This is a genomic window from Bradyrhizobium sp. USDA 4369, from assembly GCF_054056435.1.
This window is the reverse complement of record NZ_JBSRYH010000001.1, coordinates 7,683,616-7,708,129: the sequence shown is the minus strand read 5'-3', so window position 1 is coordinate 7,708,129 and position 24,514 is coordinate 7,683,616. Positions and strand designations below refer to the sequence as shown.

21 protein-coding genes are annotated in these 24,514 nt (G+C 66.1%); 10 read left to right on the top strand and 11 right to left on the bottom strand.

What is annotated here, in order from left to right:
- Nucleotides 1-16: 16 nt before the first annotated feature.
- Entirely contained in the window at nt 17-1,408 is a 1,392-nt protein-coding gene (locus ACVIJ6_RS35025) for an NAD-dependent succinate-semialdehyde dehydrogenase (protein ID WP_456776468.1), read from the top strand.
- Between the two features lie 76 nt (nt 1,409-1,484).
- On the opposite strand, the gene ACVIJ6_RS35020 is transcribed toward ACVIJ6_RS35025, so the two are convergent.
- A complete protein-coding gene (locus ACVIJ6_RS35020; protein WP_456776467.1) occupies nt 1,485-3,137 on the bottom strand; it encodes a glycosyltransferase family 39 protein in 1,653 nt (550 codons plus the stop codon).
- Between the two features lie 443 nt (nt 3,138-3,580).
- Here ACVIJ6_RS35020 and ACVIJ6_RS35015 point away from each other — a divergent pair, with 443 nt between their 5' ends.
- Entirely contained in the window at nt 3,581-4,546 is a 966-nt protein-coding gene (locus tag ACVIJ6_RS35015; protein WP_456776466.1) for a hypothetical protein, read from the top strand.
- A gap of 200 nt (nt 4,547-4,746) precedes the next feature.
- On the top strand, nt 4,747-5,163 hold the full coding sequence (locus ACVIJ6_RS35010) for a MucR family transcriptional regulator (protein WP_012043182.1): 417 nt from the start codon (nt 4,747-4,749) through the stop codon (nt 5,161-5,163).
- A gap of 9 nt (nt 5,164-5,172) precedes the next feature.
- On the opposite strand, the gene ACVIJ6_RS35005 is transcribed toward ACVIJ6_RS35010, so the two are convergent.
- Nucleotides 5,173-5,598 carry a SufE family protein gene (locus tag ACVIJ6_RS35005; RefSeq protein ID WP_456776465.1) on the bottom strand — a complete coding sequence of 142 codons (426 nt, stop codon included), beginning with the start codon at nt 5,596-5,598 and terminating at the stop codon, nt 5,173-5,175.
- A gap of 73 nt (nt 5,599-5,671) precedes the next feature.
- Nucleotides 5,672-6,133 (bottom strand): DUF5330 domain-containing protein, encoded by a 462-nt coding sequence (locus ACVIJ6_RS35000; protein ID WP_456776464.1) that lies wholly within the window; start codon nt 6,131-6,133, stop codon nt 5,672-5,674.
- A gap of 455 nt (nt 6,134-6,588) precedes the next feature.
- On the opposite strand from ACVIJ6_RS35000, the gene ACVIJ6_RS34995 reads away from it, so the two are divergent.
- The 3 genes from ACVIJ6_RS34995 to ACVIJ6_RS34985 are packed head-to-tail and all read left to right on the top strand — an operon-like array spanning nt 6,589 to nt 9,450.
- Complete coding sequence (locus ACVIJ6_RS34995; RefSeq protein ID WP_456776463.1) at nt 6,589-8,352, top strand: PAS domain-containing sensor histidine kinase; 1,764 nt, start codon at nt 6,589-6,591, stop codon at nt 8,350-8,352.
- Entirely contained in the window at nt 8,345-9,040 is a 696-nt protein-coding gene (locus tag ACVIJ6_RS34990; RefSeq protein WP_456776462.1) for a peptidoglycan-binding domain-containing protein, read from the top strand. Before ACVIJ6_RS34995 ends, ACVIJ6_RS34990 begins: the two co-directional genes overlap by 8 nt.
- Nucleotides 9,041-9,099: 59 nt before the next feature.
- Complete coding sequence (locus ACVIJ6_RS34985; protein WP_012043187.1) at nt 9,100-9,450, top strand: DUF1491 family protein; 351 nt, start codon at nt 9,100-9,102, stop codon at nt 9,448-9,450.
- 85 nt (nt 9,451-9,535) lie between these two features.
- On the opposite strand, the gene ACVIJ6_RS34980 is transcribed toward ACVIJ6_RS34985, so the two are convergent.
- A complete protein-coding gene (locus tag ACVIJ6_RS34980) occupies nt 9,536-10,501 on the bottom strand; it encodes a DUF2336 domain-containing protein (protein ID WP_456776461.1) in 966 nt (321 codons plus the stop codon).
- A gap of 398 nt (nt 10,502-10,899) precedes the next feature.
- Between ACVIJ6_RS34980 and ACVIJ6_RS34975 the strand changes: the two genes are divergently transcribed.
- Together ACVIJ6_RS34975 and ACVIJ6_RS34970 are read left to right on the top strand one after the other, a co-directional pair.
- Entirely contained in the window at nt 10,900-11,088 is a 189-nt protein-coding gene (locus tag ACVIJ6_RS34975; protein ID WP_456776460.1) for a hypothetical protein, read from the top strand.
- Between the two features lie 18 nt (nt 11,089-11,106).
- Nucleotides 11,107-11,868 carry a hypothetical protein gene (locus ACVIJ6_RS34970; RefSeq protein ID WP_456776459.1) on the top strand — a complete coding sequence of 254 codons (762 nt, stop codon included), beginning with the start codon at nt 11,107-11,109 and terminating at the stop codon, nt 11,866-11,868.
- A gap of 113 nt (nt 11,869-11,981) precedes the next feature.
- Here the strand turns inward: ACVIJ6_RS34970 and ACVIJ6_RS34965 are convergent, their stop codons facing one another.
- The 5 genes from ACVIJ6_RS34965 to ACVIJ6_RS34945 form a co-directional block, all read right to left on the bottom strand.
- Nucleotides 11,982-13,472 carry an acetyl-CoA hydrolase/transferase family protein gene (locus ACVIJ6_RS34965; protein ID WP_456776458.1) on the bottom strand — a complete coding sequence of 497 codons (1,491 nt, stop codon included), beginning with the start codon at nt 13,470-13,472 and terminating at the stop codon, nt 11,982-11,984.
- 109 nt (nt 13,473-13,581) lie between these two features.
- Nucleotides 13,582-14,085 (bottom strand): CYTH domain-containing protein, encoded by a 504-nt coding sequence (locus ACVIJ6_RS34960; protein ID WP_456777150.1) that lies wholly within the window; start codon nt 14,083-14,085, stop codon nt 13,582-13,584.
- 121 nt (nt 14,086-14,206) lie between these two features.
- Entirely contained in the window at nt 14,207-14,791 is a 585-nt protein-coding gene (locus ACVIJ6_RS34955; RefSeq protein WP_456776457.1) for a DUF1254 domain-containing protein, read from the bottom strand.
- Nucleotides 14,788-15,369, bottom strand: a complete 582-nt coding sequence (locus ACVIJ6_RS34950) for a DUF1214 domain-containing protein (protein WP_012043194.1) — start codon at nt 15,367-15,369, stop codon at nt 14,788-14,790. The genes ACVIJ6_RS34955 and ACVIJ6_RS34950 overlap by 4 nt, the downstream gene beginning before the upstream one ends.
- A gap of 14 nt (nt 15,370-15,383) precedes the next feature.
- Nucleotides 15,384-17,663 carry a transglycosylase domain-containing protein gene (locus ACVIJ6_RS34945; RefSeq protein ID WP_456776456.1) on the bottom strand — a complete coding sequence of 760 codons (2,280 nt, stop codon included), beginning with the start codon at nt 17,661-17,663 and terminating at the stop codon, nt 15,384-15,386.
- A gap of 338 nt (nt 17,664-18,001) precedes the next feature.
- Here ACVIJ6_RS34945 and ACVIJ6_RS34940 point away from each other — a divergent pair, with 338 nt between their 5' ends.
- A complete protein-coding gene (locus ACVIJ6_RS34940) occupies nt 18,002-18,514 on the top strand; it encodes a YcgN family cysteine cluster protein (protein ID WP_456776455.1) in 513 nt (170 codons plus the stop codon).
- A gap of 169 nt (nt 18,515-18,683) precedes the next feature.
- Nucleotides 18,684-20,267, top strand: coding sequence for an MDR family MFS transporter (locus ACVIJ6_RS34935; protein WP_456776454.1), 1,584 nt, complete (start codon nt 18,684-18,686; stop codon nt 20,265-20,267).
- Nucleotides 20,268-20,335: 68 nt separating this feature from the next.
- Here ACVIJ6_RS34935 and ACVIJ6_RS34930 read toward each other — a convergent pair whose 3' ends face one another.
- Together ACVIJ6_RS34930 and ACVIJ6_RS34925 are read right to left on the bottom strand one after the other, a co-directional pair.
- Entirely contained in the window at nt 20,336-22,174 is a 1,839-nt protein-coding gene (locus ACVIJ6_RS34930; RefSeq protein ID WP_456776453.1) for a cell envelope biogenesis protein TolA, read from the bottom strand.
- A gap of 12 nt (nt 22,175-22,186) precedes the next feature.
- Nucleotides 22,187-24,310, bottom strand: coding sequence for an OmpA family protein (locus tag ACVIJ6_RS34925; RefSeq protein ID WP_456776452.1), 2,124 nt, complete (start codon nt 24,308-24,310; stop codon nt 22,187-22,189).
- Nucleotides 24,311-24,514 lie beyond the last annotated feature (204 nt).

Sequence of the window (24,514 nt, the reverse complement as noted above, 5' to 3'; positions counted from 1 at the left end):
CCACGGAGTACGATCAATGACCTACCAGACCATCAATCCATATACGGGGGAAACCCTCGCTTCCTTTCCGGATGCGACCGACGACGAGGTGCGTGCGGCGATCGCCGCCGCGCATGATGCGTTTCTCGCCTGGCGGCAGACGTCCTTTGCCGAACGCGGCCGGATTCTGCAGACGGCCGCCGACATCCTGCGCCGGGACAGCGACTCCTATGCCCGTCTGTTGACGCTGGAGATGGGCAAGCTGTTCAGCGAAGCCAAGGCCGAGGTCGAGCTGTCGGCAAAGATCCTCGAATATTACACCCGCCACGCCGAGGCGCTGCTGGCGCCGGAAAAGCTTCCGGTTCTGGATCCGGCCGAAGGCGAGGCCATTCTCGTCTGTGAGCCGCTTGGCGTTCTGCTGGCCATCGAGCCGTGGAATTTCCCATATTATCAGATCGCACGCATCCTGGCCCCGCAGCTGTCGGCCGGCAACACGCTGCTCCTCAAGCATGCCTCGAATGTCCCGCAGTCGGCGGCGGCCTTCGAGAAGCTGATGGCCGAGGCCGGTTTGCCCCGCGGCGCGTTCAAGAATCTCTATGCCACACGGTCCCAGGTCGAGCTCATTCTCAACGACGACCGGGTTCACGGCGTGGCGCTCACCGGCTCCGAAGGGGCAGGCTCGGTGGTGGCGGCGCAAGCTGGCAAGGCGCTGAAGAAATCGACGATGGAGCTCGGCGGTGCCGATGCCTTCATCGTGCTCGCGGACGCTGATCTGGACAAGACCACCAGATGGGCGGTGTTCGGCCGGCACTGGAACGGCGGACAGGTCTGCGTGTCGTCCAAGCGGATGATCCTGGTCGATCCGATCTATGACGCGTTTCTCGCCCGCTACCGCAAGGGCGTGGCGGGCCTTGTCGCCGGCGACCCGTTCGATCCGAAGACGACGCTGGCGCCGCTGTCGTCGCAAGGTGCGGCTGACGAGGTAAAGGAGAAGATCCGGGCGGCGGTTCAGCTCGGCGCCAAGGCCGAGGAGGTGGGCCCTCCGGTGCCCAATCGTGGTGCTTTCGTGCAGCCGACGATTCTGACCGAGGTCGCGGACGACAATCCGGCACGTCATTGGGAATTCTTCGGCCCGGTGTCGATGCTGTTCCGCGCCAAGGACGAAGATGACGCGGTTCGTATCGCCAATGATTCACCGTTCGGTCTCGGCGGCTCCGTCTTCACCGCCAACCCGGCGCATGGTGCCGGGCTCGCGAGAAGGGTCTCGACCGGCATGGTGTTCGTGAACCATCCGACCAAAGTCGAGGCTGATCTGCCGTTCGGAGGCATCCGCCGCTCGGGTTATGGTCGTGAGCTGATCGGACTCGGCCTGAAGGAGTTCGTCAATCACAAGCTGATCGACGTCGTGGACATCGATGCGCGGTTCTAAGCCCGTCTGAAGACGCCAGGCTCATCGGGCGATCGTTCCTCATCGGGACGATCGCCCTGATCATATGGCCGATCGGCTAGGGAGCAGGGATCGACAGCAGGCTCGAAATACTGCGGCCGCGGATGTCGTAGACCCGTGCGAACACCACATCGTCGCGCTTGATCTCGACCATCACGGGAGCCGTCAGTCCCTTGCAGTAGAACTCGCCGAGGGTCATCGCGAAGTCGGCGGCATGACTGTCCCAGCCGATCGTGAAATCGGGACCGAGCGCGACCTGGGCAGGCCGCTGCGGACCGCAGACCGCGACTTTCCATTTGTGACCGATCGGCGGCACTTCCTGGCGCTCGTCGAGCTGCTCCTTCAGGCCGTCGGAGGCCTGCTTCAGCGCCAGACCCCAATAATCGAGCATGAAGCGGGCATCGGCCTCGCGCACCGTGCCGGCGATGAAGTTGAAATGCGTGTACTGGTAGGGGTGCAGGCGGATCATCTCCGCCAGAGGCAGCAGCAGGCCGAAGCAGAAGGCGGCGATCGCCACCGGCTGCCAGCTGCGGCGCTCGTCCTTGTTGAGCCAGGACAGCAGCCAGGAAAAGGCGACGCCGCCGAGCAGCGCCATCGGCGGGATCACGAACACGAAGTGGCGGATGCCGTTGTAGAGCGCCGGGCGTTTGACGATCGCGATCAGGATCGGCAGCGTCGCCGCCAAGGTCAGCATCAGCAGGATGCTCTTCTGCCGCGCCGGCATGTCGGGGCGCGACAACGACATCAGCGAGGCGACCACGCCGGCCACGAACAGCCCGATCATCAGCTCCGGCATCTGCAGCGCAAACAGCGTCGGCAGGTACGACCAGGGCATGTCCGGCACCGAGACCAGGGCCCCGTCGAACATCTCTTTCCACGGCTTCTCGAAGAAGTGCGAGAAATAGGTCAGGGCCCGGAATGGATTGGCCGGCTCGATGATCGACCACGGCCAGATCAGGCCCATGATCAGGTAGCCCAGGATCAGGCCGGGGATCAGCACATAGATCAGATGGGCGAAACGGCGGACGGCCTCGCGGGCGCCCTGCGTGCGGTATTCTTCCACGAACAGGGGCATGAAGCCGACGACGGCGTAAACCACCGCCATGCCGCCAAGGATGCGCGAGCCGATCGCAAATCCGGCGCCGAGCCCGATGATCAGGACGGTACGCGGCGAGGGGTAGGGATACTCCTCGGCCAGGCGCACCAGCCCCATCAGCAGCACCACCATGGCCACCGCGAAGGGCGCATCCTTCGGGTTCATGAACATGTGGCCGTAGAAGATCGGGCAGAGGGCCAGCAGCAGCAGGGCGGCCACGCCGGCCACGGCGCCGCCGATGCGGCGTGCCAGCCGCCACGTCACTGCGAGGCCGATCAACCCGACGATGGCGCCGACCAGCCGGCGCGTCTCGAACAATTCCAGGGGCAGGATCTTGTGCAGCAGGGCTGCAACCATGTCGAACCCGCCGCCGTACATATAGAGATTGGCGAACGACAGCGCCGCCGTGTCCCTGAATCCGGAGCCGTACATGCGTAGCAACAGATCGGCATACTCGGCATGGGTGTAATCGTCCCAGCCCAGGCCGTAATCGCGGAACGTCAGTCCGGCCACTACCGCGACCGCGGCGAGCACGAACATGGCGAGATCGTCACAAGTCCGCTCGAGGGTCCGCCGCGTCGGCGTCTCGAGGACCGAAGTGGTTATCGATGTCATGGCTGAGTGTGACCCGGCGTCCCCTAACGACCCCGCTCCCGCGCTTCAGGCCTGTGTTCCCCGCCTGGATATAGCGCGTCCTCGTTTCCAAGGTGTTGGAAAAGTCGCGTCATGCGTCCATCGCGGTGCAGCAGGGAGCCCGAATTTCGGCTGCTTGGTGCCATATTGGCATAGCCACATGAACGCGTCCTGAACCATCAGGCTCCGGGAAAACCCGGAGGAACCCGAGCCGGTTCCGTGGGTTAGCAGCGGGGAAATGTGGCGCGATCGTGGCGCGCTTGGCCGCTTCGACGTGGAGAGCCGGGAGACCGGCCGAAGTTCCGCTGCAAATTGTCGCGGATTTCGACTAGAACCGGATTCAAGGGACGCGGGCAACCGCAGGAAACTAGTGTGATATCGGTCGGGACGCGGTCCGGTACCGGCGCATTAGGGGATAGGTTCGAATGATGAGTGCGATGTTGGCCGCTGGGGCTCTGGCCGTGCTGGCTGGGCTTGGAGCGATAGCCTGGGGTATTCCGGTCAAAGAGTTCAGCGTCGGCAACACGCTGATCCTGTCTGGAACCCTCGGCGTCTGCAGCGGCCTGCTGATGCTCGGACTCGCGGCTGTGCTCGCCGAGTTGAAAGTGATCTCGCAGCGCTTGCGCACGCGCGGTCCGGCGGATGCAGAGATCCGGCCGCTGCAATTGCCGGGGGTGAACAAGCCTGACCTCGACGCGCCCGCGATGCCGCCGGCCGAGGATGCCTGGCGGGAGGGCGTGACGCCGCGCGCGCGTCCGCGCATGCCGGACCTGTCGGCGCCGTTGTCGTCGGCGCCCATTCCCGCCGCGCCAATATCCGCCGGGCCCCTGTCATCTCTGTCCACGCCGCCACCGCTTGCTTCGCCGCTGCGGCCGTCCGAGCCAGAGCCGACCCTTGGCGGACCGGAGACGGAGGCGTCCGAGCGTCCCAAGCGCAATCTGCTGTTCGCCTCGTCGTCCCGGCGGGATCGCGAACGGGCGGACAAGCGCGGCTCCGAGCCGTTCGGCAGCGATTTCCGGCAGCCTCCGCCGACCGAGCCTCCCGCCGAGCCGCTTGAGGCTCCGGCGCCGCCGGACCCTGCGCCGGGATTCGATGACGGCTGGCAGCGCTCCGAGCGGCCGCGGGCGGCAGAGGCGCCTCGGCCGCCATTCCCGCGTCGCTTCGCGCGCGCCGCGCCGGCTTTCGTCGAGCCGGAGCCCGAGCCCGCCCCGGAGCCTGAGATCGCGCCGGCCGAGGCGCCGGCAGCGATCAGCATCATCAAGTCCGGTGTTGTCGATGGGATGGCCTATTCGCTCTATTCGGACGGCTCGATCGAGGCGCAGATGCCGGAAGGCATGATGCGCTTTGCCTCGATCGACGAATTGCGCACCCACCTCGAAGGCCGCGGCTGAGCCGCGGACGGCCGACCTCACTGGTATACCGCACACATTACTTCGCCGTGGACAGATCTTCTCAAGAAGAAGTCCTCACCTTATTGTCATTTCGCCAGTCATTTGCCCATATTGCTTGAAGAATCGTAAGACAACAGGGGCGCTCGGCCAGAGCGATACTTGCTTACGAGAATCACCGGGTGGAAGACGGCGAGGGGGCAATGACGGACGGGGCCGGCAAGAGCTTCATCGATCTGACTGCCGACATCGTGTCGGCCTATCTCAGCAACAATCCGACGCCTGCGGCCGAGATTCCCTCGCTCATCAGCCAGGTCCACGCTGCGCTGACGCGCGTCGCTGCGGGACGCAGCGAGCCTGCGCCCGAGCCGGCGCGGCCCGCGGTGCCGGTGAAAAAGTCGATCCATCCGGACTATCTGGTCTGCCTCGAGGACGGCAAGCGCTTCAAATCACTGCGCCGCCATTTGCGCACCCAGTACAACATGACGCCGGAGCAGTACCGCGACAAATGGAACCTGCCGCCGGACTATCCGATGGTGGCGCCGAACTACGCGGTCACGCGCTCGCAACTGGCCAAGAAGATGGGGCTCGGTCAGCAGCGCCCCGAGCGCGAGAAATAGCGGAACCGATCAGCCGGCGGCAGCGAGTGCTTCGCGCGCGTCGGAGCGGATGCGCTCGACCATGGAACGCAGACCATTTGAACGCTGCGGCGTCAGATGCTCGCGGAATCCGAGCTCGTCGAACACGGCAGGCGCGTCGATGGCGAGGATCTCCTGCGGCGTGCGTCCCGAATACAGCGTCAGCAGGATCGCGATCAGGCCCCGCACGATGTGGGCGTCGCTGTCACCGAGATAGTTCAGGATCGGCCCGGCGCCGCCGCGATCGATATGGCGCGACAGCCACACCTGGCTGGCGCAGCCCTGCACTTTGTTGGCGGCCGAGTGCTCGTCCTCGGGCATCGGCGCCAAGGTGCGGCCAAGCTCGATGACATAGCGGTAGCGGTCGTCCCAGTCGTCCAGCAGGGCGAAATTGTCGCGGATTTCGTCGATCGTCATGGTGCTCTCAGATCCCGATACGCGCCCTCATATAGGCGTTCGGCGGGACGAAAGCGACAGCGCTGCGGTGGGGTCAGGGCGTCGGCGGCAGGTGCCATTCGGCTGCGAGGTCGTCGCTGGACAGCGTGTCAGCGGCAGCGTCTCCTGGCAGAGGCTCCTCGGCCGCGGGGCCGTCGATCGACCCGGTATGATCGTTGGCGCGCTTGTCGAGATTGGCCGGCTTCACCGGCCCGATCAACTTGTCCGCGGTGGCCGGCTTCTCGGCCGTCTCCGGCTTGTCGGTGATGATCTGATAGATCTTGCGCGCACCTTCCTGGGCACGATGACCGATCACGGTCGCCGCCTGGCCGCCGACCTCGCAGGCTTGCGGCTGACGCTTGCAGAACTGGCTCATGTCGGAGACCGCCGCGGTCGCCGCCTGCACGGCTTCGTGCGCATTGATCTGCGGCAGTTTGTCGGCGTCGGGGCTCTTCTCGCGCGGCAGCAGCACCAGCACGAGTCCGAGCCAGAATGCCATCCGAAGCAGAAAGAACATCACGCAACCCCGACCGTCCTGCCTGATCTCGCCTGTCTCTGAGAGGCGCGGCCGAGATCGGCGGATGCTTTGTTTTACGTCGCGACTGCTTGCTGTGAGCTTAATTGGTTGAGATTTCGCGAAGCCGGCCCGGGAACTTTTTTCGACCTAAACGTTTCGTTGGCGACAGCAGGGCGCGCCTTGCAACCAGCTGCGGATGGCGACGCTTTGGCGGTCGCACTGACAGGCGGAAACCATGCGTTCACCATCCCGGCCGAATGGCGCAGTCACCGCAGCGTGGCCCTTAGCGTTCGCTTAATGCGAGTCTGACAGGTTGACGCGTGACGACAGGGGGCGTCCCGGCACGTTCTTTATCACAGTGTCCGACAGGCCGAGGCGCGAGAGCCGTGAGTGTGTTGAGTATCATCCGCGATTGTCTTGATGCTTTGTTGCATCCATCGGCTCGAACTGATGCGATGACGCGCGCGCGCCACCGCGCCTTCATCGCGCCGCGCCTGCTCGGCAGCCTGGCGGCGTTCGCTGTCTTTCCCGCCTATCTCGCGATGCGCGGCGCGCCGAGTGCGCTCGAGGTCGGCGCGCTGGCATGGCTGATCGCGCCGATCCTGCTGTCCTGGTATCTGTCACGCACGGGCCGCTATGAGAGCGCCTGCGCGCTGTCGTCGCTCGCGCTCTCCGCCTTGATCATGTCGGTCTCGATCGAGACCGGCGGTATCGAATCCTTTGCGGCGGTCTGGCTGATCGTCGTGCCCCTGGAGGCCGCGTTCTCGGCGTCGCGTCGCGTCGTGGTGTTCTCGGCGGCGCTGGCGCTGTCATGCGCATTGCTGCTGATCCTCATCGGGCATCTCGGCTGGCTGCCGAGGCCGGAGATGCATCCGGCGTTGCGAATGGGTCTGCTCGCCTTCGGCGTCGCGTCTGCCACGCTCTATGCCGCCGTGCTCGCTTTTGCCGCCGACACGCTGGCGCGAACCGGCGTGACGTTGTTGTCGATGGAGGAGGAGCGTTACCGTCTGCTCGCGCGCAACATGAGCGACGTGATCTCCCGCCACCGGCGCAACGGCGCGGTGATGTTCATTTCGCCTGCAGCCGAGCATCTGCTTGGGACGTCTGTTGCCCAGTTGCAAGGCCATGGCCTGTTCGAGCGGGTTCATGTCGCCGATCGCCCCGCTTATCTCACGGCGTTGTCGGAAGCGGCGCGCGGCAGCGAAGCGTCGAGCGTCGAGTTCCGGCTCCGCCGCGATGTCGGGGGCGACTCGCGCGGCCCGCATCATGCGGTCGATTTCATCTGGGTCGAGATGCGCTGTCGGCCGCTCGATGCCGCCGTCCGGACACCGAGCGGCGCGGAGCAGGAGGTGGTCGCCGTCATGCGCGACGTTACCGATCGCAAGCTGCAGGAGCAGGCGCTCGAATTGGCGCGCAGCGCGGCGGAACGCGCCGATGCCGCCAAGACGCGATTCCTCGCGACCATGAGCCATGAGCTGCGCACGCCGCTGAACGCCATCATCGGCTTCTCCGAGATGTTGATGCAGGAGCAGGTGCTGGTGCTCAACGCCGCACGCCGCCGCGAATATGCCCAGCTGATCAATGATTCCGGTCAGCATCTTCTGTCGGTCGTGAACGGCATTCTCGACATGTCGAAGATGGAGTCGGGCAATTTCGAGCTGACGCCCGAGCCGTTCGCGCCGCGCGCAGCGCTGATCAATTGCTGCAATCTGCTGGCGCTGCGCGCCCGGGAAAACGGCGTCGATCTGTCGGCCGATGTGCCGCACGATCTCCCGACCATCACGGGCGATCCGCGTGCGTTCAAGCAGATCGTGATCAATCTGGTGTCCAACGCGATCAAGTTCACGGAGCGTGGCGGCCGGGTCACGGTGTCCGCCGCCATCGAGGGGCCGCAACTGCTGCTGCGGATCACCGACACAGGTGTCGGGATCGCGGCCGACGACCTGAAGCGTATCGGCGATCCATTTTTCCAGGCCGGCAAGACCTATCAGCGGCGGCACGAGGGAACCGGCCTCGGTCTCTCGATCGTGAAGAGCCTCGTGAACTTGCATGGCGGCGAAATGTCGATAGAAAGCAAGCTCGACGAGGGAACGACGGTCTCGATCGCGCTTCCCATCGATTGTGTTGCCGCGGAGGCGGCGGGCGCGACGATCACGGCGCTGTCGCCTTCGCGATCTGCCCAGGCAGGGCAGGTGATTCAGGTGAAGAAGAGTGCCTAGACGAGCTGCAGACGAGGATGAGGCGCCGGTCCGGCGCCGCCGCAAGCGCGCCGGTGCCGCTGCTGCCGCGGTCGAGGCGGTGGAGGAACGCGGCTGGCTGATGCGTGCCGTCCTCTACAGCCCGAAGGACATGTTCGCCGGTCTGCTGGCCTGCGCGGCCGGCAGCGCGATCATCGTCAACGCCGTCTTCCTGCAATCGGGTCCGCATCCCGCACCGATGTTCGGCTCGATCGTCACGATTCCTCCGGCGCTTGCCAATGCCAATCCGTTGCCGCGGCCGCGGCCGACGGAAGCCGATCTCTCTCCGTTCGATCCCAAGGTGACCGAGACCCGGCCGCCCGACACGCGGGTCGTGGAACCGAGGCCGGCGGAGCAGCGGACCGCCGATGCGCGGCCGGATCAGAAATACGCCGATCCGCTCGCCGATCTGGTGCGGTCGGTCAGCGGCGGCCAGGGCGCCTCGCGCGCCCAGCCCGCGCCGGGCGGCAATGCGCGTCGCGTCGCCGCAGTCCAGCGCGCGCTCACTGAATATGGCTATGGTCAGTTGAAGCCCACAGGGATGATCGGTTCCGAGACCCAGGCTGCGATCCAGAAGTTCGAGCGCGAGCGCAAGCTGCCGGTGACGGGCCAGCTGTCGGACCGCCTGGTGCGCGAGCTTGCGATTGTCATCGGCCATCCGATCGAATAGAGCAGGGCGTCCCTGGGCTGCAGCTTGCAGCGCGTCGTTCCGCCGGCCGTGAACCTTTCATGCGATTGAAGAGCAGCATCTGGGTGAGCGCCTATTTGCGCCGCTGCCAGTCGGCCGGCGCATTCAGCGCGATTCGCCGGCGTGGCGCCGAAGAGGCCGGTGCGGTGTTCATCAAGGTTGCCTTGATGGATGGCACCGCGCAGCTGTACATGCCGGCGCCGCAGACCGTCTATGACGACAGTCGCCCGATCGACCGCTTCTTTGTCCCGATCGCTCCGCAGCCGCAGCCCGAGACGCAGATCGAAGAGCGTCTGGTGAAGGAGGTGCGTTTCGATCCCGACGCCTGGATCGTGGAGACCGAGGACAAGCAGGGCCGCCACTTTCTCGACCTCGCCCGCGATCAGGCGTAGCCGCGATCGCGAGCGTCCCTGTGCGAGCGGCCATTTCGCGAGCGTCCCTGCCGAAACCGCTCAGCCAGGACGGCAGAGCGGCGCGTCAGCGCTTGAAGCCGTCGGTGCCGGTGCGCACGATCGGCCGCGGCGAGCCTTGCGTCCCGGTGCGGGACGAGCTCGCGCGGACATTCTGACGTTCGTCATCATAGAGAGCCGGGCGATGCTTCGCCCGGACCGCCGCGATCGCCGAGCCACGCCAAGCCGCCAGCATGATCAAGGCCGCCCGGTCGCTGAGGCGCTCGTAGAGCCGCGACAATCTGAAGACGGCCTCGACCGACTGGCCGATCTCGGGCTTGAGGAAGAGCAGCACGCGTTCGAATGCCGCTCCCGGCATGCCCAGCGCCTTTGCAGCGCAGGCGAGCGGCTCGCCGCTCGCATCGTTCATCACCTCCTGCGTGATGCGTGCCGGAAGCAGCAGGCTTTCGCCGAGTTCCAGCGTGAACGTCTCGACGTCGGCGTTGAAGGCCGCCATCTCCAAAGCCTCGATCGCATTCAGCGCGCGGTGCGGTGGCGTGGGCGCTGCAGGCCGCAGCGGCGCGGTGGCGAGGTTCTCCAGGATGGCGATGCGCTCCTTGACGCCGGCGCGCAGGAACATCTCGCTGAGCTCGGCCGCATCACGCGGCTGCATCGTCAATCCGGCGGACGGAGCGTCCTCGCGTGCGGGGACTTTGAGCGGAGATGCGCGGAGCGCCGGCGGAATGGGCCCGGCCAAGGGCAGCATCGCTTCATCCTGCGCCGGGCGCAGTCCGAGCTTTGTCAGGATCTCGATCGGCGTGCCCGGATAGATCGCGAGGCGGGCGCGGACGGCCGCGCGGGTCGCGTCATCGACGTCATCGACCAATCGCGAGACCAACTCGACGAATTGCCGCTCCTCATCCGCCGAATGGGTGCTCGCCTGGACATAGAGGTCGGTCAGGACACGCAGCAGAGTGGGCTTGATGTCGACGCCCTCGCGGCGCGACAGCGTCAGCAACCCGTCGAAGCCGGGGAACAGCGATGATCTTGTCATGTCGGGTACGCAACTTCGGCAATCGTTGCGTCGATTAGAGCCGAGTTGTTTTAATGGGCCGTTAAGGAAAACAATCGGTGAAGATGGGCCGAATTTTCCCGGTGAGACAAAGGCGCAACGCCCGCTTGCGATCACTCGCGCGGCTGCACGCGATCCGTGTTTCCTGTAGCGTGCATTAACACCCTCTTAACCACGTCCTGATCTTAATCGACCCGTTCGAGCATCGAGCCATGGCGTTGACACGATGCCGGCTCGATCCTGTCTCGCCGCGTCGCCGCTGCCTTGTCTCGTCAGGGCGCCGCATCGAAATCGTCAGTTGTGCGTGCCCTCTGGCCTGCGAAGTTCGGGCAAGGGGGAAAGTTTGGGGGTTCGAACTTCGGGCACGAAAGAGAGCTGACATGGCGACCATCATTCAATTCCCGACGGATGCAGCGCGTCGCGCGCGATCCCCGGTGACCGGCGCGCCGCGGGAGGGCATGGGGACGATCGTGATTCTTCCCGTTGTTCGCATCGAGCGGGACAGCAGCAGTGACGATCGCGGTCCCCGCGAGGGCGCCGCACCGAGCCGCCGCCGTCGTCGCCGCTGATTGCGCAGGGGAATGGGAATGCCGGACATGATAGTTCGGGTCCGGCGGGCAGCGCCGGCCGTCGCGCTTGTTGTTTCCAGCGCATTGCTCGGCGCCTGCAGCGGCGGCGATTTCGGCCGCACGCGCGCCGATATGCGCAACGACGACATGCACAAATGGATCGGGGCGGAAGCCACCGCCAGCGTGGGCGTTACGCCATCGCAGTTTCAGCTGACCGACAATGAGCGCCAGCTGCGCGATCTCGCTTATCCGCTGATCGAGCCGCCGCATTCGCGTCCGGCCTGGAAGGCGGTGTTCGGCGACTACCAGCCGTCAGCATCGCCCTGGCGCCAGAAGGTTTCGTTCGACCGTACCGCCTATGGCCGTGCACTGATTGACGAGCCGCACCGCTCGCATTCCTCGCGCTACGCGCAGCTGATCGACGACGTGCGCGACGACATCACCCGCTTCGAACCGTTCTTTGCATCGGCGATCCGCGTGATCGATCTCGACCGCAAGCGCGATGCCAGCATGCATTACATGAGCGAACTGTCGCCGCGCGAAAAGGCCGATGCCGTCGCGCGCATGCAGGAGAACTCGCTGATTGTGCAATGGGTGCAGATCTGCCTGGAGCAGCGCGTCTCGTCCTATCGCTGGGCGCTGGAGCGGCTGGTGCTGCAGGCGCCGGATTCGATCGCAGCCGAAGCGGATCGCCTGATCGGCGAGCTGGCCGCCCAGACCGCCAACCCGCCGGTGGCGGCGCGCCCGCTGATCCAGCGGCCGCTGACCTCCAAGGGCTAGAGCATGATCCGGAAAAGTCGAAACCGGTTTTCCGAAAAGATCATGCTCAAATAAGGAGGAAAGATCATGATGCGTTTCCGCGGAAACGCATCATGATCTAGCCGAGGTCAGTCTCATTCGGGCCTGAGCACGCGGAGCGCCTCGTCAAGCAGATGCGGCGTATGCTTGCCGCTCGAATCGCGGCAGGCCCGCTCGAAATAGTCCGACAAGGCCGGGCGAAATTTCGCATGCGCCGCCTTGTCGATGATGGCGCGGGCCCGCTGCTTCGGCGACAGGCCGCGCAGATCGGCCAGTCCGTGCTCGGTCACGAGGATCTGCACATCGTGCTCGGTGTGGTCGACATGGGTCACCATCGGCACGATGCAGGAGATCGCGCCGTTCTTGGCCGTCGACGGCGTCATGAAGATCGACAGATAGGCATTGCGGGCGAAGTCGCCGGACCCGCCGATGCCGTTCATGATGCTGCTGCCGCGGACATGGGTCGAGTTCACGTTGCCGTAGATGTCGGCCTCGATCAGCCCGTTCATGGCGATGACGCCGAGCCTGCGGATCACCTCGGGATGGTTCGAGATCTCCTGCGGCCGCAACACGATGCGGTCGCGCAGGAACTCGATTTCGCGGTTGAACTCGATCGCCGCCTCCGAGCTCAGCGACAGCGCCGTTGCCGAGGCGAGATCCATCCGCCCGGAGCGGATCAGGTTGAGCATGCCGTCCTGCAGCACCTCGGTGTACGCCGTCAGGTGGGGGAAGGGCCCCTCATCGAGCCCCGCCATCACGGCGTTGGCGACATTGCCCACGCCCGACTGCAGCGGCAGCAGATTGCGCGGCAGGCGGCCCTGCTTCACCTCATGTTCGAAGAACTCCAGGATGTGGCCGGCGATCGCACCGGAGACCTCGTCAGGCGGTGTGAAGGTGGTGTTGCGGTCCGGCGCATGGGTTTCGACGACCGCGATGATCTTGTCCGGATTGCAGCGATAGGTGGTCTCGCCGATGCGGTCGCCGGGGGCTATGATCGGGATCGGCTTGCGATGCGGCGGCAGCCGCGTGCCGTAATAGACGTCGTGCATGCCGAGCAGCGCCGGGTTCATCCAGGAATTGACCTCGATGATGACGCGGTCGGCCTGATCGAGCCAGGTCTTGTTGTTGCCGATCGAGGTCGACGGAATCAGTCGTCCATCGGGAAGGATGCCGGCGCATTCGATCACGGCGATGTCGAGATGGCCGAGAAATCCGAACCACACGAACTGCGCGACATGGCTGAGATGCAGATCGATATATTCCATGCTGCCGGCGTTGATGCGCTGGCGCGTGGTCGGATCGGACTGGTAGGGCAGGCGCAGGTCGATGCCATTGGCTTTGGCCAGCGCGCCGTCGAGCTCGGGCGCGGTCGATGCGCCGGTCCAGACGCCGATGCGGAACGGCTCGCCGCGCCCGTGCGCCGCCTCGATCCGGCGCGCCAGCGCCAGCGGCACGGCCTTTGGATAGCCCGAGCCGGTGAAGCCGCTCATGCCGACATGGCTGCCGGGCTTGACCAACGCGGCGGCATCGTCCGCCGACATGATCTTGGCGCGGAGCGCCTGCGACATCACCTGCGATGAACTCATCGTATCAGAAACTCCGTGCGCAGGCCCGTTCACGCCCGCCAAAACCCGCGCTGTTTAAGATGGGCTTCGCAAGGATGATTTGACACGGGTCAAGCGGCGGATCCGCGCATCACAGGCCTGCAAGACGCGCGTGTCGCAGCTCGCGAACGGTCGTCGCGCGCAACCGCTCCGTCAGCATGTTGGCCTTGCTGTAGCGCGGATCGCCGGTGACTTCGTCGCCGACCCAATCCGGGATCTGTACGACAGCCGTTTCGGTCGGCAGCTCGATTTCTGCGATGATGATTCCGTCCAGTGGCCCGTGATACTCGTCGACCTCCCAGAGGCCGCTGTCGCCGGGCACGTAATGGCGGGTCTTCTCGATGATGCGCCCCTCGCAATGCGCGAAGATCGCCTCGGCATGATCCCTGGGAATCTCATACTCGAATTCTTCCCGCGACAAACCCCGCCGGCCGCTCTTCACGCAGAGCGTCGTTCGATCGCCATAGCACCGGACGCGAACCTTGAGCCCATCCTGACGTGCGACGAGACCATCGCGAAGACGCTGATGATGCGTCGCCTGACCTCGCCAAGCCTCGGACTTGACGAGAAACTTCCGTTCGATTTCGAGGGGCATGACCTTGATATTGGGCGAAGCGCCGCCGTCCTGTGCCGTCATAGCAGCGAAGCGAGGTAACGACTATGCCACCAAGGATGAAGAGAGCGTTGTGGATTTGATTGAAGGTCCTCGTAACGCCTTACCGCTTGCCGCGCGGCTTTTCCGCCTTGGCGGGAGCCTCGGCCTGCAGGCCGCAACTGGCCGCTGCAAGGGAGGCCTGCGCCTGCGGCATGAGGCCGGGCTCGGCCGCGAGGGCCTTCAACACGATCAATCCGGTGCTAGTCGGCGAATCGATGATCAGCCGGTCGGCGGCGGTGATCTCTTCGTCCTCTGGAAGATCCTCGTGCTGGGCTTCGGTCATCAGATCGAGCTCGATCACGCGCTTGCCGGCGGAGCGATCATTGATCGCGTAATAGGCGATTTCGTTGCGAGTATAGAACGACACCGACGTATAGGCCTGGCTGACCGGAACGGTCAGCTTGAGCGGCCCCTCCGACAGGTCGTAGCGACAGATCGCCATCGCGAAGGCCGGGTCCATGAACGGCATCGGCGAGTTGTTGGGATCGGCAAGCGGCAGCTGCGTCACGGCATTGAGCTTGGTCATCGGCGTCAGCCGCGAATAGGCATCCTGGGTCGAGATTCGCGGCAGGGCCAGCACGCTGACGAGATGGACCACGCCGCCGAGCAGCACGCCGACGATCACGGTGAACAGCAGCCGGATCATGATGGGCAGCCCACTGTCGTAATCGCGGGCATCGGCGCGTCGCGCTGCGTGCGCGTGGCCACGCCCACCGGCGTGTCGTACAGCCGCAGCATCAGCGCGTAGCGCTCGATGCCGCCGGTCGGCAACCAGTTGCCGGAGCGTGAGCGCGATGCGACGCGAATCTCGAACGAGCCGTCGGCGCCACGCACGAGCTCCTGGCTGGTGAAGCCGTAGCGCTGCAGCGTGTTGGGCACGAGGTGGCCCTTGCGATCGTACAGAGTGAGCGTCCAGAAGCGGGCGGGGGGCGTCACGCCGCTGACGAGGATGTCGCAGCGGCCATCGAGCGGCTTTTTCTTGTCGTCGGTGGTGGCGGTGAACGCGACGCCGTCGCCGGTGCCGATCGGCAGCTCGCCGTTGCGGGTGATGGTGGCGCGTGCGTAAGGGTCGACATCGGCCGTGCCGGTCTTCGGGCGTGCCGTCCACGCCCCGATGGTCAAGGTGCCGAATTCGGTGCCGCGCGTGGTGGTCATCCAGGTTGCGCCGATGCCGACGCCGGTCGCGATCAGGAGGGCAATCAAGGTGATGAAGAGCAGCCGCACGGAGATCGCCGTCGTCAGTTCTTGCGCAAGGCGGGAGTGGTCACGCCATCGGCGGTTGCCGCGGCGTAGTTCTCGGGAAAGGCGAGCGCGCTCGACGACACCGGCTTGGCCGGCTTGCGCGGATCGACCGGTGCCGCCTTCTCGGCGACGCGGGCGGCATCGTCGAGCATTTTCTCGACCTGGACCAGGATCTCGGCGCCACGGCGGGTCAGCACCGGCGGCGGACCGGGCTTGATCTCGAGGGTTTTCGGCTGGCCTGCCTGGGCCATCGCGGCGGAGGCCGGCTGCGGCAGTTTCTCGCCCATGCCGACGCCGGGCAGCTCCTTGACCTCGACGCCCTGATGCGCGGCGACCATGATGTCGTGCCAGGTCTGCGCCGGCAGCGAGCCGCCGGTCATGCGGTTGGTCGGCGAATAGTCGTCATTGCCGTACCAGACGGCGCAGGTGAAGTTGCCAGTGTAGCCCACGAACCAGGCGTCACGATAGGCGTTGGTGGTGCCGGTCTTGCCGGCGGTCGGGATGCCGTCGAGTGCGGCGCGGCGTGCGGTTCCCTCGCTGACCACGTGGCTCATCATGCCCGCCATGTCGGCGGCCACCGAAGCCGGGATCGCCTGCTTCGGTTTTGGACCGTCGCGGTCCCAGCGCCAGACCAGGTCACCGGCGCCGGTGCGGACCTCCAGCACCGAATGCGGCGTGACGGCCTTGCCCTTGTTCGGGAAGGTCGCATAGGCGACGGCGTGTTCGAGCACCGTCACCTCGTCGGAGCCGATCGGCATCGACGGCGTGTCCGGCAGCGGCGCCTTGATGCCGAAGCGGCGGGCTACCTCGACAATCTTGGCGCGGCCCGCCTTCGGGCCCTCCTTGCCGCCGAGCGCGATCGACAGCTTCACCGGAACGACGTTGATCGAGCGGGTAATCGCCTGCGTCAGGGTCACCGTGCCGGAATAGGAATGGCCATAGTTCTGCGGACACCAATTGCCGATGCAGACCGGGCCGTCGACGATGGTCGAGGTCGGCTTGTAGCCGTTGAGCAGCGCCGTCGTGTACACGTACGGCTTGAACGATGAGCCCGGCTGCCGATAGGCGTCGGTGGCGCGGTTGAACTGGCTGGCGCCGTAGTCGCGGCCGCCGACCATGGCGCGGATGCCGCCGTCGAGGTCTGAGACCACGGTGGCGGCCTGGGTGGCATGGTAGTCGCGGCCGAACTGGCGCAGCTGGTTCTCGATCGCCTCGTCGGCGGCATGCTGCACGTTCATGTCGATCGAAGTCCGCACCACGAACACGCGCTCGGTGTAGGATTTCGGGAACGTGTCGACCAGCTTGCGCATCTCGTCGAAGGCATAGTCGAGGAAGTAGTTGGGCGAGCTTTCGTCGCGGCGGTCGACCGCGAAGGCCGGGTTGCGGCGGGCGCCGAACACCTGGCCCTCGGTCATGAAGCCGGCATCAACGAGATTGTCGAGCACCACGTTGGCGCGGGCGCGGGCGGCGGGCAGGTTGATGTGCGGAGCGAACTTGGTCGGCGCCTTGAACAGGCCGGCCAGCATCGCGGCCTCGGCCAGGTTGATGTCGCGCACCGACTTGTTGAAGTAGAAATGCGCCGCGCCGTCGACGCCGAAGGTGCCGCCGCCCATATAGGCGCGGTCGAGATAGAGCTTGAGGATCTCGTTCTTGGTCAGGCGTGTCTCGAGCCAGATTGCCAGGAACGCCTCGTTGACCTTGCGCTCGATGGTGCGCTCGTTGGACAGGAACAGATTCTTGGCGAGCTGCTGGCTGATCGAGGAGCCGCCCTGGCGGACGCCGCCGGCCTGGGCGTTGGTGACCAGCGCGCGCGCGAGGCCGGGGAAGTCGATGCCGAAATGGTCGTAGAAGCGGCGGTCCTCGGTGGCGAGCGTCGCCTTGATCAGATTATCCGGGAAGTCTTCCAGCGGGATCGAGTCGTTGTGCTTGATGCCGCGGCTGCCGATCGGGTTGCCGTAGCGGTCGAGGAAGGTGACCGCGAGGTCGGACTTCTTCAGCCAGTCCTCGTCCGCCGTTTCCCGGAACGCGGGGATCGCGAGCGCCAGCATCAGGACCAGGCCGCCGAGGCCGATCGTGGCAGCCTCCGACAGCGGCTCGACGAACACCCAGCGCTTCCAGCCGCCGACATAGAACCGGTCCATGAACGCCGAATAGCGCTCATACAGCTCGCGGGTGCCGCGCAGCGAGGAGAACAACGCCGAATCGAACCGGGCGTCGAGATCCAGGCGGAAATTGTTGATCCGCTTCTTCCAATCGTCTGGAATGATCTGCCGCACGGGAACCCTGGTCGTTTCGAAAGCGTGTCAGCTGGCTTCGAAAGCACTCAGCACACGGGGCTGGGGCTATCGAAGGGTCTTGCGCGATTGTTGCGGCAAACCCAAGGCAGCTCCAAGTTCAGGTCCCCCAACTTGGAGCAGCCTGCACCGAGTCGCAATGCCGCTGCCGGGGACGACTCGCCTTCATATCTAGCTGAGCGGGGGGCACAAACCAATGGTTCCGCTCATAATTTGATGCACAAAGCTAACGTGCCGCTTCAACCGGCCAAGCGCCCCTTGCGCCCGCTCGGCTGGGGCCACTAGATGGCGGCGATGCCGCGCCCGCTGGGATTCGTCTGATGACTGCTCCGCTCAAACGTCCCTCGGGCCAGGAGGGATTTTTCTGGAAAACCAAGGCCTTGGAGGAGATGTCCGAGGCCGAATGGGAGAGCCTGTGCGACGGTTGCGGTCGGTGCTGCCTGGAGAAGCTCGAGGACGAGGATACCGGTGACATCTACTTCACCCATATTTCCTGCAGGCTTCTCGATGCCGGTCTATGTGCCTGCAAGGATTACGTAAACCGCTCCGAACAGGTGACGGATTGCGTTCGCCTGACGCCTGAGAATGTCCGGACCATCACCTGGCTGCCGCCGAGCTGCGGCTACCGGCTGGTGGCGGAGGGGCGTGATCTCTATTGGTGGCATCCGCTGATCTCGGGGGATCCTCAGACTGTGCATGAAGCCGGGGTATCCGTACGCGGGCGGGTCGAGGGGACGGAGGACACTGTTCCGGACGACCAGCTTGAGAACCACATCGTCGCGTGGCCGGTGCTGCTGCCGAAGCGCGCCAAGCTGAAGCGCCGGCCGAAATAGGCCGGTCACTTCGCGCTCGCAGCAATTCAACTCGGCGCGACCGCACGTGCGCTGCCGGGATGCACCCATGCGCGCCGCCTGCTGCCGCAAGGGAAAATTATCCCTTAAGTAGTTGGCTATCTGGCGAATCTGCGCGGCGTTGGCCGCGCGCGGCATAGCATTTATCCCCATGAACAAGTTTGATCGGCAGAGCCATTATCCGGCTGCGTCCCAATCCTTGTCCGAAGAGATTGCGGCCGAGCTGGCGGCCATTCCGCCGCAGGTGCATGCGGTCGAGGACGCCCCCTCGATCGCGCCACCGGTGCCGCTGACCCAGGCCGAGGTCCGCACGATTCTGATGAGCCTGCTGCTGACGATGTTCCTGGCCGCGCTCGACCAGACTATCGTAGCGACGGCGCTGCCGACCATCGGCCGCGAGTTCCAGGACGTCACCAATCTCTCATGGGTGATCACCGCCTATCTGCTGGCCTCGACCGCGGTGGCGCCGGTGTTCGGCACGCTCTGCGACATCTATGGCCGCCGCGCCATGATCATCACGGCGCTCAGCCTGTTCGTCGTCGGCTCGGTGGTCTGCGCGCTGGCGCCGAACATGCCGGTCTTGATCCTCGCCCGCGGCCTGCAGGGGCTCGGCGGCGGCGGCATCATGCCGGTGGTCCAGACGGTGATCTCGGACGTGGTCAGCCCCCGCGAGCGCGGTCAGTACCAGGCCTATTTCAGCGGTGTCTGGCTGCTCGCCGGCCTGCTCGGGCCGGTCATCGGCGGCTTCTTCGCCGACCACCTGCACTGGTCGATGATCTTCTGGATCAACGTCCCGCTCGCAATCGCCGCGCTGGCGCTGCTGTTGCCCAAGATGGCCCGGCTGCCGGTCTATCACCGGCTGCGCAAGGTCGACTGGGCCGGCGGCCTATTGCTGATGGCCTCGGCTGTCGTGTTCATGCTGGTCCTGACCTGGGGCGGCCACCGGCTGGCCTGGTTGTCGCCGACCATTTTGGCGATGATCGGCAGCGCCGTTGCGCTCGGCCTCGGCTTCGTCTGGCACGCCAAGCGGGCCGATGAGCCGTTCCTGCCGCTATCGCTGATGGGCGGCACGGTGGTGCCCTATGGCATGCTGGCGAGCGGCTGCGCGCTCGGCGCGCTGATCGGGCTGACCGTGCACCTGCCGCTGTATTACGAGCTGGTCTATCATCTGACGCCGAGCCAGGCCGGTCTTGGCCTGATTCCGATCGCTGCGATCTCGACCTTCGGGGCGGCCATCGCCGGCCGCACCATGGCCCGGGTCAAGCACTACAAGCGCGTCGCCATCCTCGGCACCTTCATCGGCACCATCGCGGCCGCGGTCATGACCGTGACCACGCCGTCGCTGTGGGTCCTGCTGGTGCTGCTGTCGGTGTGCGGCATCGGGCTCGGCACGGCGTTCCCGATCTCGGTGGTGTCGCTGCAGAACGCCGTGGCGCGGTCGCAGATCGGCACCATCACCGGCGCCATGAACTTCTTCCGCTCGATGATGTCGTCGTTCACCGTCGCGGCTTTCAGCGCCATCCTGCTGATGGTGCTCGGCGCGGACATCTCGCTGGCGGAGGGGGCGCATGGCGCGGTCAGCGGCATCGCGGAAGCCGACATGATCTACGCCTTCCGCTTCGTGTTTGCGGCCGCCACCGTGATGCTCGCCTGCGCCTCCGTCTGCATGATCCTGATGGAGGAGCGGCCGCTGGCCGGCCCGTCGCGTCCCGAGCCAGTGGACATGGCGGAGTAAAACAGCGGGACACAGGCTCCGCGCGTCCCGCAATGACGGAGGAGCGCCACGGGCTCTCCGCGTCGCGTTCACTCCCGCGGCTGCACGATCTCGATATTGTCCTGGCCATGCGAGCCGTCGTCGAGCGATGACTTCACCAGACCTGCTTCGACGCGCTTGGCGAACTCCGTGGTGCCGCCGCTGGCCAGCTCCTCGGCCTGCGCGATCCATTGCTCGCGCTCGATCCGGCCGGCGAAGGCGAGATAGGAGCCGACCCATTTGGCATGGTCGGGGGTCCATGCCGCGATCTGCGCGAAGTGCCAGATCCCCAGGCCGTGCAGCCGCGCCTCGTTCTGCTTGCCGATGCCCTTGATCAGCTTGAGATCATCAGCCTGTCCGCCGCGAGGCGCCGCAAGGCCGAGCGGCCGGCGACCAGCATGGGCGTCCTCGTTCTCGACCGCAGGCGCCAAATCCGGCAGCTGCGCCAGGAGGGCGTCGGCCTCGACGTCGCTCAGCGGCGCATCGGCTGCATCGTCGATCGTGACGGCCCCCGATTTCACCGCGCTCGAATGCGCGGTGTCGAGACCGGCCGCGAGCAGCTTCGCCTGAGCGATCCAGTGCTCGCGCTCGATGCGGCCGGGAAACGCCATGTGATCGCCGACCCAGCTCGCCTGGCCCGGCGACCATGCCGCAATCTGGCTGAAATGATGCACGCCGATCTCGTTGAGGATGCGCTCGTTCTTCGGGCCGATGCCCTTGATGAGCTTGAGGTCGTCAGCAGTGCCGTCGGGGGCGGGCAGGGCCGGTGGCCTGTCGTCGGCGGTGACGGTGATCGGCGCTGACGCCGCAACGTCGGCCGCAAGTTGGTCGGCTTCGGCCTCCGCGGCCAGACGATCGGCCTCTGCCTTTGCGGCAGCTTCAGCGGCCAAGCGATCCGCTTCGGCCTTTGCGGCAGCTTCCGCGGCCAAGCGATCGGCCTCGGCCTTTGCGGCAGCTTCAGCGGCCAGGCGATCCGCTTCGGCCTTTGCGGCAGCTTCAGCGGCCAAGCGATCCGCTTCGGCCTTTGCGGCAGCTTCCGCGGCCAGGCGATCTGCTTCGGCCTTTGCGGCAGCTTCCGCGGCCAAGCGATCCGCTTCGGCCTTTGCGGCAGCTTCCGCGGCCAGGCGATCCGCTTCGGCCTTTGCGGCAGCTTCCGCGGCCAGGCGATCTGCTTCGGCCTTTGCGGCAGCTTCCGCGGCCAAGCGATCGGCCTCGGCCTTTGCCGCAGCTTCTGCGGCCAAGCGATCGGCCTCTGCCTTTGCGGCAGCCTCCGCGGCAAGGCGATCGGCCTCGGCCTTTGCGGCTGCCTCCGCGGCCAGACGATCGGCCTCGGCCTTTGCCGCAGCTTCTGCGGCCAAGCGATCTGCCTCTGCCTTTGCGGCAGCCTCCGCGGCAAGGCGATCGGCCTCTGCCTTCGCGGCAGCTTCAGCGGCCAGACGATCGGCCTCGGCCTTTGCGGCAGCCTCCGCGGCCAGCCGATCAGCCTCAATGCTGGCTGCGGCTTGTGCGGCCGGCGAGGGGCTGTCCGCCCACGGGCGGGCCGGCGCTGGGGCCGCCGTGAACGCCGCGCTGGTCCCGGGGCCTCCCGGCGCCATCGCGCTGCTGTCGCCGAGCCCGACATATTCCTTCAGCTGTCCGCCGCTCAGGCAGCCGAGCACGTAGGCGCTGACCATCAGCAGCGCGACCTCGAGCCACAGCCCGGCGCGCCCCGGCAGCACGCTCAGCAATGCCAAAAGGGCGCCGATGCCGAAGGCCAAAGTGGCGGGCAGCAGCCAGCTGCGCATCCAGTCCGGCTGCTTGTCGTCCGACCAGCTGTGCCAGCCGACGAAGCCGCCGATGACCGCAGCGAGCAGGATCCAGAAGAAGAACGTCGTAAGGTCGTACATCATGATGTCAGCACCTCACTTCACGACGAATTCGATGCGGCGGTTCTGCGCCCGGCCTTCCGCGGTGTCGTTGGAGGCGACCGGCCGGGTCTGGCCGTAGCCCGCCGAGGTCATGCGCGAGGTGTCGATGCCGGCCTCGCCGATGTAGCCGACCACGGCCACCGCCCGCCGCTTCGAGAGGTCCATATTGTCCTCCTCGTCGCCGACATTGTCAGTATGGCCTTCGATCACGATCTCGGCGTCCTTGCAGCGCTGCGCCACGTCGACGATGTGGTCGAGCAGCGCTAGCGACTCGCGGCTGAGCTCGGCGCTGCCGGTATCGAAGCGGATCCGGCCCTTGGCGAGCAGGCCGTTGAAGGCCGGCTGGCAGGCTTCGGTGGGCAGTGGCGGGCTCTCCGGCTTGAGGCCAATCTTGACGTCCGCGAGCTTGACGCCACCGCCGGCCGCGTCAGTGAGCTCCTTGCGGACCTGCTCGGCCGACTTGTCGTAGATGGCCTCGCCCTCGATCGTGATGTCGGCGTCTTTCGCGGCGAGCTTGGTCGACCACAGCCGCGCCAGCGCCGGGAACGTCGCCTTGAGCGACGTGACGAACGCCTTCGGCGCACCGTCGGCGGTTTTCAGGCTGTCCTCGACCGTGTCCGTGACGAAGGCCGCGCTGGCGGCCTCGACGAGATCGCGCCGTGCCGTGTCGTCAGGGACGTAGCCGCTCAAACGGACGCGGCCGTCCTGCTTCTGCAATTCGAAGGCGTAAGGCGACACCGGACCGTCGCGCACGTCGACCGCCGCGACCGCAAACGGTGCGGCGAGCGCGCCGGCGAGCGACTGCCGCACCGCCGCGCCGGTGACGTTGGCCAGTCCGACGCCACTGAGCGAAATCTGCGCGTCGTTGATCTCGGCGCGGCCCTCGGCCAGCTTGCCGAGCTCCGTCAGCAGGCTCGCGCTCGCTTTGGCGATGTCGCCATCGGGCGCGCCGCGCGCGATGCCGATCTTGGTCGTGACCGTTCTGCCTGCGAATTGTCCATTCGCCGCGGCTGTGATCGCGTCGCGAACGGACGTGCTGGGCGCAAGGCCGGTCAGGGTGAGGCCGGTCGGGCCGAGCTCCGCCGACAGGCGATAGGGCTTGATCTCGGGCGGCACGATCTCGGCCTTGGCAAGCGTCAGCCCGCTCGGCAGCTTGCTGACGCCGGCCATGGCCTCGTCATACGCGGCGGGCGAGGGGACCTCGCCCGCGATCGTGTAGTTGGCATCGGAGATGACGACACGTCCGGTACTCAGCCGGGACAGCTCGGCCAAGGCATAAGTCGCGTACGCACTGAAATCGCCGGACGGCGCGCCGCGTGCGATCTGCATATGATGCATCACCGACGAGCCGGGCTGGGCCTTGGCCGCGGCAGCCTCGAGCGCGCGCCTGATCGCGTCGTTCGGGACCACGCCCGACATCACGACCGACTGACCGTCGCGGACCGCGCTCCAGATGAACGGCTTGGCCTCCGGCGGCAGGATCGACACCTTGTCGACCACGGCGCCGCCCGGCAACTGGCGCATCGCAGCGACAGCCGCCTCATAGATGTCGGACGATGTTGCCGCACCGGCGATCGAATAGGCCTTGTCCGCAAGCGAAAAGGCGCCGCCATTGAGCTTGCCGGCCTGCGTCAGTCCATGGCTGGCAATCGCGGCGAAGTCGGCGGGTGCACCCAGGGCATAGCCGAGGCGATCGACCACCGCGCCGCTGCCGAGGGCGGCGCGCGCGGTTTTGATGAGGGCCTCCCGGACCGCGGGGGTCGGCACGCCGCCCTCGAGCACCAGCTGGTTGCCATCGCGCGCGGCGCGGAATGCGTAGGGCTTGGGCGTCGGCAGCTTGTCGTAATTGCCCACGACGAGCCGGACGCCATTCACGGCAGCGGCGTCGTCCAGCCGGTCCGTCTGCTCCGGACTGAACTCCGGCCCTTCGATGCGAACATCACGGCCGGCGACCGAGACCTTCAACGCTGCGACGGTATCGGGGGCGGCGGACGCGACGGCGGCGCGGGCGCGCGGTGCGATCTCGTCTTCCACCCCGGCGGTCTTGAAGGCGATCGCAACCAGCCACAGCACGGCAACAGCGATCAGGCCTGGCCACCATTTCGATGGTTGATGCATGTGAGAGCCCCCGTTTCCCCACCTGCGCCGGGTTCAGTCGGATCAATCCGGCATCGCGAACCACATGATCAGCGTAACAGAATCGGCTTCGAAGACCAGCCGTCCCCGCGTTGTGCCCTTGGCTATTCACAAGCGGGGCTGGCGCCGTGATCTGCAGCTGCGTTCCTCAAAACCTCGGCCGTTTCTTGTTCGATGTTCAAGCCG